Below are 13,334 nucleotides of genomic sequence, written 5' to 3'. Positions count from 1 at the left end.
CTCCGACCGGTCTCCTTCGCCGCCGTTCTGGTGGCGCTGGGAACGCAGCTTTTCAACGAGACGCTGGTTCCGCTGAGCAATCTCGCGGGAGAGCATCTCATGCGCTTCGAGGTGTTGCAACAGCGTCCCTCGCTCATCAAGGAGCGGATCTTTCTCCGGGAGGAGGAAGAGGGGGAATTAAAGCGCGTGGTGTACATCACGAAGCTGAAACCCCGGGCCGGGACAATGGAACAGGTTCTCGTCCAGGAGTTCGGCAAGGGACGGCTTGAGCGGATTCTCTCCGCCGAAAAGGGGTTTTGGCAGGATGGGATCTGGGTTCTTGAGGACGGAAGGATCTTCGAGGTCGCTCCGAGCGGTTCCGTGGCGCTGCTTCTCACCTTCGAGCGGCAGACCGTGCCGCTCCGGCTCTCTCCGGAGGAGATGGAACGGAGCAGCAGGGATCCCGACAACATGGGACTCACGGAGATTCTGGAGCAGCTCCGCATCGTCACGGCTCAGGGAGGCGACGTCCGTCCCTTGTGGGTTTCCTTCCACATGCGTCTCGCCTTTCCCTGGGCGTGTGTCGTGCTCGCCATCGTCGGTGCCGCTCTGGGAGTGCGCCCCCACCGAAGCGGTACGAGTGTCGGCGTGGGAATGAGCATTCTCGTGGCCTTCGCCTTTTATGTGGTCATGTCCTTTTCCAGGGCGTTCGCCCAGGCGGGGCATTTCCCCGTGGCGCTTGGCGCCTGGCTTCCGAACGTACTCTTCCTCCTTCTGGGAGGACTGCTCGCCGCCCGGGCGAATCGATGACGGAGAGGTGTGACATGGATCAGGTTGTCGCCATGATTGCCGGAGAGGGGCTTCTTCCCGTGGAGATCGCCCGACGGCTCACGGAAGCGGAATGCCCGCCGGTGGTCTATTCTCTGCGGGAACAGGTGGGGGCACTGTCGAAATATGCCCTCGACATCGTTCCCGTCAGCAAGATCGCTCTTGCGGATGTCCTGGAGGACATGCTGCGGCGCGGCGTCCAGCAGGTCATGCTCGCCGGAGCCGTGCCCAAGACCGTCATGTACAAATCCGCCATGATGGACAGGGCGACGAAAGCCCTTCTCGAAACACTCTCCGTCAGGGATGACCACACCCTTCTCGCCGCCGTGGTGGCTCACCTGGAGCGGCAAAGAATCACCGTCGTCAGCTATCGGCATCTCATCGGGGATCTTCTTGCTCCCGAGGGACATGTGGCGGGACGGGCGCCCACTTCTCGGGAGACGGCCGATGCGGAGTACGGCAGGAAAGTGGCGGCCCGAATCGTTCCCCTTTCCTTCGGACAAACCCTGGTCACCTCCATGGGGGCGGTGGTCGCCGTGGAGGCCATGGAAGGGACGGATGCGACGCTGCTTCGGGCGGGAAGCCTCTGCCGGGGAGGAACAGTGGTGAAAATGATGCGCCCCGACCAGGACGAGCGGTACGATCTTCCCACAGTGGGCGTACGGACGTTACGGACCATGGCGAGAGCCGGGCTCGGCTGTCTCGCCATCGAGGCGGAGCGCACCATCATCCTCGAACGGGAATCCTTTGCCGAGACAGCCCGTGAAGAAGGAGTCTCCGTGATCGGAATCCGTCACGACCCCTTGCCTCCGGAGGATGTGGCGTGTCCGTCTTCCTGAGTTGCGGCGAAGCCTCGGGAGATCTTCTGGCCGCGGCCTGCATCCGGGGCTTTGCTGAAGAGGGATGTGAGGAGCCTTTCTGGGGCATGCTCGGTCCCGAGAGTCGCCGTGCCGGAGGAGTCGCCTGCGCCGACTACGAAGCATTGCATCTTCTGGGTATTTCCGAGGCGATCCGTGCCGTTCCCAGGCTGTTGCGGTTGCGGGACATTCTCGTCGAGGCCATTCTCCGGGAGCGTCCTGCGGCGGTGGTTCTCGTGGACAGTCCGGATTTCCATCTTCCCCTGGCGAAGCGTCTTTCGGAAAAGGGATACAGGGGGTACGTTCACTACATCGCACCTCCGACGGTCTGGGCGTGGCGGCGGGGCCGGACCGAGTCGCTTCGGCGTTACGTGCACCGCTGTTTTCCTCTCTTCGCCTTTGAGAACGCTTTTCTGAATGCCCAGGGTGTGCGCAGTTCCTTTCTCGGTCATCCCCTCCTCGATGAAAACTGGACCTCCCGGCGGGCCTCCGCACCGCTGCGAAAAGTTGTGCTGCTTCCGGGGAGCAGAAAGAGCGAGGTGGAACGTCTTCTCCCCGTGCTGCTCCAGGTGGCGGAAGGACTGCGGAGGAGGGGTGCGGAACCCCTCGTCTCCGTGGCACCGGCCCTTTCGGAAGTGGTCCGCCGTCGTCTCGCCGACGCCTGCCGGGACATCGGATTGTCCGGAACGCTTTCCCGGGAGGGAGAGCCTGCGGTGTTCCGGATCGAGGCCGACTCGTCCGCCGTGTCCGGAGATTCTTCCCGGTGGAGTGCCCGGGCGTTGTTGGCCGAGGCGGACGCGGCGGTGGGCGCCTGTGGGACCGTTGCGGTGGAGGCGTTGCTGCAGCGGCGCTTCATGGTCGTTCTCTACAAGGGGTCCTGGATTTCGAACCTGGTGTACCGTATGTGCGTTCGTACTCCCTTTGTGGCCGTGCCGAATCTCCTCTGCGAAAGGGAGGCCTATCCCGAATTGCTTCAGGACGAGGTACGCCCCGAAAGAATTCTCGAGGTGCTCGATCAGTGGAACTCCGGGGCGGACGTGCGGAAGACCGTGAATTCGCTGCTGGAGCGGGGACGTGCCCTTCTGGGGCGTCCCGGCGCGGCACGGTTCTGGGCCCGGACGATGTTGGAGGATCTCCGCGCATGTTCCGCAGCGCGCTTCTCCTCGTAAACGGTCCGGGAGAACTCTGGGGGTGGGCGAGACCTCTCCTCGTCGAGCTGCAGCGACGCAAGGTTCACGTGGCGGTTCGCCTGCTTCCCTGCCAGTTCGCCTCGGGAAGGGAACGCGCTGCGCTGGAGAATTTCCCCGGTCTCCATGTCACCGGTCCCGGAGGCGTCTTTGCCACACTGTTCGCTCGGGAAGAGCGTACCGCCGTCTCCGCTGGAATGCCTTCTCCGGAGGTCCTCTACCAGATGGGAGGAGATCTCTGGATGGGACGTGCGCTGGCGAAGCGTTTTCGCGCTCCCCTGGTGACGTACTCCTATGCCCCCAAAAAGGGCATGCGGGGCTGTGCGCTGGCCTCCACGGCCTTTGCGGAGATGCTTCCGGCGTTCCATCGCACGGGCATTTCGCCGCGTCTCGTGGGAGACCTGGTGAAAGATGCCCTTCGGCTGGATGAGACGCAGGGGACCGTTTCACCCTGGAGGAAGGGAAGTGCCTTCCGGATCGTGCTTTTTCCGGGGAGCCGTCCCTCCATCCGGAATGCCGCCAGGACGTTTCTCCGAAGGACCGTGGAACATCTGGGAAGATGTGTCGGACCGCTGGATGTGGTGACCCTCCTCTCGCCGTTCGCGGAGGCAGAGGAATTCGCGGCCTGGGAGAACGAAGGGCTTTCTCCCGTTGCCGCAGGGGCAGGGACCGTGCTCCCCGGGGCGCATCTCGCCCTGACGCAGCCGGGGACCAACACGATGGAACTGCTCCATACGGGAACACCGGCGCTTGTGGCGGTTCCAGAGGAGTTCTTTTCCGTGGTTCCTCTTGCGGGAGTTGCGGGGCTGCTCGGACGCACACCCTTCGTGGGGAAGATGCTCCGGAAACACGCTCTTTCGAGGCTGGCGGAGGCCTTGCCTCTTCTCGCCTGGCCGAATCGTCTCGCCGGCAGAGAGATCCTTCCGGAACTCATTGGAGCGGTGACGCCGGAACGGCTTGGAGAGGCCGCGGCGTCACTCCTGGAGGATCGGGCACGCCTCGGAGCGATCAGAGACGAGCTGTGCGCCCTGGAAGGGCGCTGTGATGTCCCGGGGGAACACGGTGCCGCCGTGCACCTGGTCGATCTGACGGAAGAACTTCTTTCCCGGGGGACATTGCGGGAAGGAACGACGAGTCTTCCGCCACGGCGGGAGTGACCTCCCGGCGAAGCGAGTTTGGAAGAATGCCTTCCGGAGCCTCTCCGGAGCGTCGTTCCGAGGTGCCCGTACAGCTTCCGGATGATTTTCGGCAAGATGAAGGAGATCTCATGAAGAACACCACCAGGTCGCTCTACCTTCGACTTCTCGCCTATGCAAGGCCCTACGGGCGGCGCATCGGTGCCGCCGTGGCGTGCATGGTTCTCGCCTCCCTCTTCGGCGTGGTGCCGCCCTGGCTTCTCAAGAACGTGGTGGATGACGTGCTCATCGGGCGCCACATGGGGACGCTCAACCTCCTCAGCGTGGGCATCGTCTTGCTCTATCTCGGAAAGGCCGTGTTCGCCTACGGCCAGCGTTATCTCATGACCTGGGTGGGGCAGCGGGTCATTCTGGATATTCGGGTGCTCCTCTACGATCACATCCAGCGCATGTCCCTCTCCTACATTCACGGAAAACGAGTGGGTGAGCTGCTCTCGCGCATCACCAACGACGTGAATGTGCTCCAGGACATGGTCACCTCCGTGGTAGTGGACCTTGTCGTTCAGGGTGTCACCTTTCTGGGCATGCTCGGCTTTCTCCTTTATATCAACTGGAGATTGACTTTGGTGACCTTCGCGATTCTTCCCGTGGCAGCCCTTGTAATCGAGCGGACATCGAAATATCTGCGCAAAGTGGGACACGAGGTGCAGGAGCAGCTTGCCCGGGTGGCGGCCATCGCCCAGGAAGCGCTTTCCAGTCTGCGCATCGTGCATTCCTTCGTCACCGAGGAGGAGGAGCTGCGACGGTTCCGCCTGCAGAACCAGGCGAACTTCAGCGCTCTCATGCGGGGTACTCAGGCGTTCGCCGTGCTCGACGGTGCAGTGGAGGTCGTGCTCGTAACGGCCCTGGCGTTCATTCTGTGGCTCGGAGGGCGGGATGTCATCTCCGGCGAACTCACTCCGGGGGAACTCATCGCTTTTCTCGGCTATCTCGGATTCATGGTGCAGCCCATCCGTGTCCTCACCCGGCTGGTGAGCCGCATTCAGCAGGCTCTCGCCGCGGCGGAACGCATCTTCGAAATTCTGGACAAGCCGGCGGAGATCGCCTCTCCGCCGGGAGCGATCGTTCCGGAGCGCCTTAGGGGCGAGGTGGTCTTCGAGGACGTGCATTTCGCCTACGAGTCGGGGCAGTGGATCCTGCGAGGCATCGATTTTCATGTGAACCCCGGGGAGATGATCGCCCTGGTGGGGCCGACCGGGGGCGGCAAGACGACCCTGTCGGACCTGATCCCTCGTTTCTACGATCCCCAGAAGGGACGTGTGCTCGTGGACGGCGAGGATGTGCGGCGACTGCACCTTCCATCCCTGCGGAGACAGATCGGCATCGTACCCCAGGACCCGGTTCTGCTGAAGGGGAGCATCGCCTTCAACATCGGCTACGGCTGTCCCGATGTGGATCCGGAGCATCTCTGCGCCGCCGCCCGCATCGCGGGCATCCACGACTATATCGTCTCCCTTCCGCAAGGATACGAGACGGAGGTGGGCGAGCGGGGGGTTCTCCTCAGCGGAGGACAGCGCCAACGCATTGCCATCGCCAGGGCCATCGTTCGGGACCCGCGCATTCTCATTCTGGACGAGGCCACCTCCTCTCTGGACTCGGAGGTGGAGCATCTCATTCAGGAAGCGCTCTCCGGGGCGATGGAGGGGCGCACGTCTCTGGTCATTGCCCATCGTCTCTCCACGGTGGTGCGCGCCGACAGGATCCTTGTTCTTGTGGACGGGCGCATCGTGGAGGAGGGGCCCCACGAGACGCTGTTGCGACGGGATGGGGCTTATGCGAAGCTCTTCGCGCTCCAGTTCGGAGGAGGCAATGGGTCGGCTTCTTGAGAGCTTCCTCGCCTTTGCCAAGGGAGAACGTGCCGGAGGCCTGTGGAATCTGCTCGCTCCCCTGGGAGGCGTTGCCTCTATGGGGACGCGGTGCCGCAACTTCTGCTATGACCATGGCCTTTTCGCCCAATGGGAGATGCCTCTCCCGGTGATCAGCGTGGGAAACCTCACGCTGGGAGGAACGAACAAGACTCCTTTCGTGGCGGCCATCACGGAAACGCTCCTCGCGGCGGAACTCTCGCCGGGCATCGTAAGCCGGGGATACGGCGGGTCCGCTCGGGGTGTCGTGCTGGTTCAGGGCGGGAGGGGCGAGCGGAGCGAAGTGGGGGATGAACCGCTGCTCCTCTCGAAAATGCTCCCCACCGTTCCTGTGGCGGTGGCCACCGATAAGATTCGGGGGGTGATCGCCCTTCGCGAGCAGGGGTGCCGCATCGTCGTCGCGGATGACGCCTTTCAGCATCGACGCATGGGAAGAGACGCGGACATCGTCCTCATCGACGCCACCTGCCCCTTCGGAAACGGAAGACATTTCCCCGCGGGAATTCTTCGGGAGCACCGGCGTGCTTTGGAGCGCGCCTCCCTCGTGGTCATCACCAAAGCGGATCAGATTTCGCAAGAAGTCCTGAAACATCTCGAAGAGGGGCTGGAAAAATTTGTGCCACGGGAACATCTCTTCCGGTCCGGCATCGTTCTCAAGGAATGGTTTTGCTTCGACGAGGGGCGGTGGCGGCGCTCCTCCGAGCCGCCGTGCCGGGGAAACGCCTTCGCCTTTTCCGCCATCGGCAGCCCCAGAAGCTTCATCCACGTTCTCGAAGAACTCGGGATAAAACTTGTAGGGACGTGCTCGTTCCGGGATCATCACCATTACACGGCGGAGGATCTGGCGGCGGTGGAGGCGAGAGCGGGTGAACGCGGCGCGGAGATTCTCGTCTGCACCGAGAAGGACACGTACAATCTTCCCGCAGGATATGTTCCGTCTCTGCCCCTCTGGTATCCCCGGGTGGGGACCGTCATCGAGAATCCTTTCCGCTTCTGGCGAGCTTTGAAGGAGATTCTCCGCCCCGGAATCATCGTCGCCTCCAATGGCTACGGTGAGGATGCCATCGGGGCATTGCTGGCCGCACGCGTCCGGGATCGTTTCCCCGGAGCGGCGGTGTCCGCCTTCGCCCTCGTGGGACATGGCGCCGCGTATCTGAAACAGGACATTCCCGTGTGTTCACCTCCGGCGGAGACGCCGAGCGGCGGCATCGTCAAATACAGTTGGAGGGAGTTCGCGAGGGATCTTCGCGGAGGCCTCCTCACCCATATCGGAAGACAGCTTCGGAGGTGGGGACATCTGCGAGGGCGCATCCGTTCCGTTCTCTGCGTGGGTGATGTCTACCTTCTTCTCCAGGTGCTCGCCGGACAGGGGCAGATACCTCTCCTCCTCGCCACGGCCAAGAGCGTTCATCTCGGAGGGCACTGGAGAATCGAGCGGTTTCTCCTCCGTTGCCGGGCCAGGAGGGTGTGGACCAGAGACGAGGCGACATTGGAACAGCTCCTCCGCTCTCGCGTCGCTGCCACGTACGGCGGAAACCCCATCATGGACCTCGTGGAGGAGAACGTTTCCGGAGAGCGAAACGGAACGCATCTCTCCCCCGGGGCGAGGAACGGTGAGCTTGCCGCGGAGAAACACCATCCCTGGGAGGGGACGGTGCAATGGGTTCTCCTGCTTCCCGGAAGTCGTCTTCGGGCCTACGAGGACGTGGCGTTGCTTCTTGCCACGGCGGAACGTCTCGGAGAGCGTCGTTCTACAAAAGGCGATGTCGCCGTGCTCCGCTTTCTGCTCGTCGTGGCGCCCACACTGGAACCTCTCCGTCTGGTCGTCGAAGCGACGCGGCGGGGATGGGCCGAACGGAGGATTTCCCGGTGCGGGAGAAACGTCCTCGTCCTGGAGAAGGAGATGTCCTGGGGGAGGCTTTCGGTGGAGCTTTCCGACGAATCCGTGGCGAAGGTCGCCTCCGGAGCCCGTCTCGTCATCGGTCTCGGCGGCACGGCGAACCAGATCTGCGCGGGACTCGGTGTTCCCGTCGTCTCCATTTTGGAGAAGGGAAAGCTTGTGCAGAAGAAACTGCTTCGGGACGCGGAAGTTCTCGTTCCCTCCTCCCCGGAGGATCTTTCGGAGGCGGCGGAGCGCATTCTTGAGGATGCAGCGCTTCATGCCGCCATGAGTGACGCGGGGAAGAGGGCCATGGGTGGTCCCGGAGCGCTTGACGATGTGGTGACCTATGCGGCGGAGTCTCTCGGCTGGGCTCTCCGTCACGATGTCTACGAAGAACTGTGCGCGTTTCTCGCGAAGGAGGAACTGAAGTGAAAACACTGGCTGTCATTCCCGCCCGGTATGCGAGCACCCGGCTTCCGGGCAAACCTCTCGTTCCAGTGGGAGGAATTCCTCTCGTCGTGCGTGTGTTCCGGGGGCTCGCCTCCTGCCGTCGGGTGGATCGGGTCGTCGTCGCCGTGGACGATGACCGTGTCGCCCGGGTAGTCCGCGACGCCGGAGGCGAGGTTCTCTTCACTCCCCCGGATCTGCCCAGCGGCGGTGACCGGGTGGCCTACGTGGCGGAGCGGGAACCCTCCTTCGATCTGGTGGTGAACGTTCAGGTGGACGACCCTCTCGTGGGCCCGGATATGGTGGACCCCCTCGTGGAGATTCTCTCGGAGGATCCTTCCTGCGACGTGGCCTTGCTGGTCCGGGCCATCGAGGACCGGGACGAGGTGAACGATCCGGGCGTGGTGAAGGTCGTGCTCGACCTGCAGGGGCGTCCCCTCTATTTCAGCCGTTCTCCCATTCCCTATCCGAGAAACGAAGGAGGGCGCTGGTTCAAGCACATCGGTCCCTACGCCTACCGCAGGGAGTTTCTGCTGGCCTTCGCCGGATGGGAGCCCACTCCCCTGGAGAGGACGGAGAGTCTGGAAATGCTCCGCATGCTCGAACGCGGGCACAAGATCCGCGCCGCCGCCGCTCCCAGGGACACCGTGGAGATCGATACTCCCGAGGATGTGGCGGTCTGTGAGGCCTGGCTCCAACGTTTCGGCGACATCCCGTGGGAAGCTCCACGGGACTGGAAAAAGAGTGACGGCGCCTCTGACGGCGCCTGCGGCGAATGTTCGAACTAGACGGAGAGGAGCGGAAGCACATGGTACGTACGGTACGCGTCGGTTCCGTCGAGATCGGCTCGGGAAAGCTGGCGATCCTCGCCGGTCCCTGCGTTCTCGAGAGTTACGATCTTGCCCTTTCCGTGGCGGAGACGGTCCGGGACATCTGTGCCCGTCTTGATCTGGGCTATGTCTTCAAGGCCTCCTTCGACAAGGCGAACCGGACGTCCGGTGCTGGATTCCGGGGGCCCGGCATCAAAGAGGGGCTCGCCATGCTCGGCAAAATCCGGGAGGCGACGGGTGTTCCCGTGCTGACGGACGTGCACGAACCCTGGCACGCGGCAATCGCTGCGGAAACGGTGGATCTGCTTCAGATCCCCGCGTTTCTCTGCAGACAGACCGATCTCGTGATGGCCGCCGCGAGGACGGGAAAACCCGTGAACATCAAGAAAGCCCAGTTTCTCGCCCCGGAGGACATGGCCGCCGTGGTGGGCAAGTGCGCCGAAACGGGCAACGAAAACCTGCTTCTCTGCGAACGGGGCACCACCTTCGGCTATCGCAATCTCGTGGTGGACATGCGCTCTCTTGCGGTGATGCGAACCCTCGGCTATCCTCTCGTCTTCGACGCGACCCACAGCGTGCAGATGCCCGGAGGACAGGGAACATCCAGCGGCGGCGACCGGCGTTTCGTGCTTCCTCTTGCCAGGGCGGCGGCGGCGGTGGGAATCGATGCGCTCTTTCTGGAGACGCACCCCGACCCTGACAAAGCACTGAGTGACGGTCCCAACATGATTGCTCTGGCGGATCTCGAAGCGCTTCTCCGGCAGGTCAAGGCAATATTCGACACGAGCCGGCATCTCGGTTTTGCGGAGCTTCCGCCTGCTGGAACACCCTTCGGGGGGCGCGGATGATGCGGGAAGCGGAGGTCAGGGTGCAGGAGGAGGCGTGCACGTTGCCGAGGGAACGGCGCGGTCCCGATCTCTCCGGAGAGGAACTTCTCGCCGTGGGGCGCGGCGTGCTGCGCCGCGAGGCGGAGGAACTGCTGCGCGCGAGCGAGCGCGTGGGTGAGGATCTTGTCCGTGCGGCCCGCCTCATTCATGCCTGCACGGGGCGGCTCGTCGTGACGGGGCTGGGCAAATCGGGACTGGTAGGACGAAAGATCGCCTCCACCTTCGCTTCCCTCGGAACGCCCGCCCTGTTTCTCCATGCCGCCGAGGGGGCCCACGGGGATCTCGGCATGGTCTGCCGGGACGATGTGGGGCTTTTCTTGAGCAACAGCGGCGAAACCCGGGAAGTGCTCGAACTGCTCCCCTATTTCCGGCGCCTCGGCGCTCCCGTGATCGCCATGACCGGAGTCGCCTCGTCCAGATTGGGAGAGGGTGCGGACATCCGGATCGATTCGGGGGTGCTCCGCGAGGCGGACCCCCTTGGGCTGGCTCCCACGAGCAGCACGACGCTCCAACTGGCCCTGGGGGATGCCCTTGCGGGCATGGTGACGGAACTGCGTGGCCTCCGGCAGGAGGATTTCGCCCTCTTCCATCCCGGCGGGAGCCTGGGAAAGCGGCTTCTGCTCCGGGTGTGCGATGTCATGGCGGGAGGCGAAAAACTCCCCGTCGTGTCCGAGGACACGCCCGTTCGGGAGGCCCTTTTCGAGATCACGAGCAAGGGCTATGGCGCCACCTGCGTGGTTTCCTCCCGGAAAACCCTTTCGGGCATCTTCACCGACGGAGATCTCCGCCGGCTCGTGGAGCGGCGGGGGTTGCAGGCAATGGAGCTTCCCATCGGCACGGTCATGACGAAATCGCCCAGGACGATCTCTCCCCAGAAGCTCGCCGCCGAAGCGGTGTTGCTCATGGAGCGGAGCGAGGTTTCCGTCCTCGTGGTCGTCTCCGAGGAGTGTCCCGTGGGCGTGGTGCACCTCCACGATCTGCTCAAGGCGGGCATCGCCTGAAACGGACATGGTGCGCCGGGAGGAGCGGATTGCCGCGACGGGAGGAGAATGGAAAAATCAGGCGTTGCTCGCGGCGTACCGGGGATGTCTGTCCCTGGCGTATGCGGCGGGGTTTCCCTATCTTGCGCGGCGGTACCGCGAGGGGCTTGCGGAGCGCAGGGGTTTTCTCCCCGAACCGCTGTGTCGCCTGGGAACGGAGCGTCCTCTCTGGGTTCATGCCGTTTCCGTCGGAGAGGTGCAGGCGGCGTCTCCCTTCATCGCGGCGGCGAGGGAGAGCGGTTTTGCCGCCCCTCTCGTGCTCTCCACCACGACATCCACGGGGAGAACCATGGCGGAGCGTCTTGTCGGACCTGCGGCGGACGCGCTCTTCTACTATCCCTGGGATGTGCCGCGCATTGTGCGGCGTGCGGTATCCACGCTCCGGCCGAGAGGCTATGTGGCCATGGAGACGGAGGTGTGGCCGGAACTGCTCGGGCAGCTCGACGAAAGGAAAATTCCGCTCTTTCTCGTGAACGGACGTCTTTCGGAACGCACCTTTCGAAAGGCCTTGCGGTGGCGTTCGTTTTGGAGTATGTTGCTCAACCGGTTCACGCTGCTGCTCTTCCGGGAGGAGGAGGATGGAGAAAAGGCGCGTTTCCTGGGAGTGGATCCCGGACGGATTCATGTCGTGGGCGACGCCAAGGTGGAGGCGCTCCTTCGGAGGCGGAACAAAGGACCCTTTTCCCTTCCCTCCGAGCCGCCGCCGGGAGGTCCCGTCTTTGTCGCGGGCAGCACCCACGAAGGCGAAGAGGAGATCGTGCTCGACGCGTTTTGCCGGGTGCGGCGGACTCTCCCCGATGCCAGGCTCGTGCTCGTGCCTCGCCATCCCGAGAGAGCGGAGGCGATTCTGGCGCTTCTGCGGGCACGGAACGGAGAGAGAGGAGAGGCGCTGAAAAGCGAGCGTCTTTCCCGATGTAACCTTTCTGCTTCCTGGACTATACTGGTGGTGGATCGCGTGGGCGTTCTTTTCGATGTGTACCGCTGGGGGCGAAGTGCCTTCGTGGGAGGGAGTCTTGTGCCCAGGGGAGGCCAGAATCTGCTTGAGCCCGCCGTATGGGGTGTTCCGGTACAGCACGGTCCCTTCGTGGAGGATTTCGCTACCGCAGCGGAAAAGCTCGGGCAGCGGGGGATGGCGCAGGTCGTCCGGAACGCGGAGGAACTCGCTGCGGCATGGACGGGGCGCGGAGGAGCCGAGGAGGGAGAGCGACGGAGCGAATTGTGCCGCGCTTTTTTCGACGAGGAGGGATGTGCCGCGTCGAAGGCGTGGGAGCTTGTCTCGGAGCGGCTCGTGCTGCAATGAAACGGAACGAAACGAAGATATTTTTCGCGTCTGTGGCAATGACGAGGACGATTCAGGAGGAGCACGGTAGTCGAAGGTGTTTCCTCTCATGACGAGGTGATGGAAGTGCAGTGTGGAGGGGCAACAAAGAGTTTTGCCATGTCGCTGGCGGGAAAGGCCCAGTTCGGGCCGGGCGTTTCGAGGAATGTGGGGGAGATCGCGCGGAAACTGGGCGTTTCAAGTGCCGTGCTGGTGACGGATGCCACGATGGAACAGCTCGGCATCGCGGAGCGTATTGCCGGATATCTTCACGATGCCGGGGTGGAGTGCTGCCTTTTTGCCGGTGTTGAACCCGAACCATCGGTGGAGACCACCGATGCCGTGGCGGAACTGGCCAGGGAACACGACTGTCGTCTCGTGGTCGGACTCGGCGGAGGAAGCTGCATGGATGTGGCCAAGGCGGTGAGCGTGCTCATCACCAACACGGGCTCCGCGGGGCAGTATCAGGGACTTGGGCTCGTGCCCAACAAGGGAGTTCCCAAGATCATGATCCCCACCACGGCGGGGACGGGATCGGAGGTCACCTTCACGGCGGTGCTCATCCGCAAGAGCGATGGCGTCAAGGGGGGCATCAACGACGAGAAACTTTTCCCAGAATTCAGTCTTCTCGATCCCGAACTGACGCTTTCCATGCCTCCCTGCGTCACCGCCGCCACGGGCATGGATGCCCTAACGCATGCACTGGAGGCCTATACCGGGCGGAACGCCTCACCATTCAGCGATCTCCTGGCCGAGGCGGCTCTTGCCCGCATCGGCAGATTCCTCCGGGTGGCCACGTGGAACGGTCATGATCTGGAGGCCCGGAGCGAAATGCTCCTTGCTTCCTACTACGCGGGAGGGGCTCTTGCAAACGCTGGAGTCGGCGCGTGTCACGCCCTGGCCTATCCTCTGGGAGGCATGTTCGGCGTGGGACACGGCATGGCGAACGCGCTGCTCGTCCCCTACGTCGCCCGACACAACGCGCTCTCCCGTCCCGAAAAATACGCGACGGCGGCGG

The 13,334-nt window shown here is 63.5% G+C and carries 11 protein-coding genes; all 11 read left to right on the top strand.

The window, feature by feature from the left end; translation table 11 throughout:
* A partial coding sequence (locus Q1K49_RS04425; protein WP_300523257.1) for an LptF/LptG family permease occupies positions 1-789 on the top strand: 789 nt, incomplete at its 5' end.
* Positions 790-803: 14 nt separating this feature from the next.
* The gene (gene lpxI, locus Q1K49_RS04420; protein WP_300523255.1) at positions 804-1,646 is read left to right on the top strand and encodes a UDP-2,3-diacylglucosamine diphosphatase LpxI; all 843 of its coding nucleotides are present in this window, start codon (positions 804-806) and stop codon (positions 1,644-1,646) included.
* Positions 1,631-2,833, top strand: coding sequence for a lipid-A-disaccharide synthase (locus Q1K49_RS04415; RefSeq protein ID WP_300523253.1), 1,203 nt, complete (start codon positions 1,631-1,633; stop codon positions 2,831-2,833). Before lpxI ends, Q1K49_RS04415 begins: the two co-directional genes overlap by 16 nt.
* Entirely contained in the window at positions 2,806-4,008 is a 1,203-nt protein-coding gene (locus Q1K49_RS04410) for a cdisaccharide synthetase (RefSeq protein ID WP_300523250.1), read from the top strand. Before Q1K49_RS04415 ends, Q1K49_RS04410 begins: the two co-directional genes overlap by 28 nt.
* 110 nt (positions 4,009-4,118) lie before the next feature.
* Complete coding sequence (locus tag Q1K49_RS04405) at positions 4,119-5,873, top strand: ABC transporter ATP-binding protein (RefSeq protein ID WP_300523248.1); 1,755 nt, start codon at positions 4,119-4,121, stop codon at positions 5,871-5,873.
* Positions 5,857-8,226: a tetraacyldisaccharide 4'-kinase gene (lpxK, locus tag Q1K49_RS04400; protein ID WP_300523245.1), complete on the top strand. Its 2,370-nt coding sequence runs from the start codon at positions 5,857-5,859 to the stop codon at positions 8,224-8,226. The genes Q1K49_RS04405 and lpxK overlap by 17 nt, the downstream gene beginning before the upstream one ends.
* The gene (gene kdsB, locus Q1K49_RS04395) at positions 8,223-9,029 is read left to right on the top strand and encodes a 3-deoxy-manno-octulosonate cytidylyltransferase (RefSeq protein WP_300523243.1); all 807 of its coding nucleotides are present in this window, start codon (positions 8,223-8,225) and stop codon (positions 9,027-9,029) included. Before lpxK ends, kdsB begins: the two co-directional genes overlap by 4 nt.
* Positions 9,030-9,049: 20 nt before the next feature.
* The gene (gene kdsA / locus Q1K49_RS04390) at positions 9,050-9,919 is read left to right on the top strand and encodes a 3-deoxy-8-phosphooctulonate synthase (protein WP_300523240.1); all 870 of its coding nucleotides are present in this window, start codon (positions 9,050-9,052) and stop codon (positions 9,917-9,919) included.
* A gap of 41 nt (positions 9,920-9,960) precedes the next feature.
* Entirely contained in the window at positions 9,961-10,959 is a 999-nt protein-coding gene (locus Q1K49_RS04385; protein ID WP_300523238.1) for a KpsF/GutQ family sugar-phosphate isomerase, read from the top strand.
* 7 nt (positions 10,960-10,966) lie between these two features.
* On the top strand, positions 10,967-12,298 hold the full coding sequence (locus tag Q1K49_RS04380; protein WP_300523235.1) for a glycosyltransferase N-terminal domain-containing protein: 1,332 nt from the start codon (positions 10,967-10,969) through the stop codon (positions 12,296-12,298).
* A gap of 138 nt (positions 12,299-12,436) precedes the next feature.
* Positions 12,437-13,334, top strand: an 898-nt coding sequence (locus Q1K49_RS04375) for an iron-containing alcohol dehydrogenase (RefSeq protein ID WP_300523232.1), incomplete at its 3' end; no start/stop codon positions are given.

It is taken from the genome of Aminiphilus sp., from assembly GCF_029975095.1.
Taxonomy (GTDB): Bacteria; Synergistota; Synergistia; order Synergistales; family Aminiphilaceae; genus Aminiphilus.
This window is presented reverse-complemented; position numbering and strand designations above follow the sequence as displayed.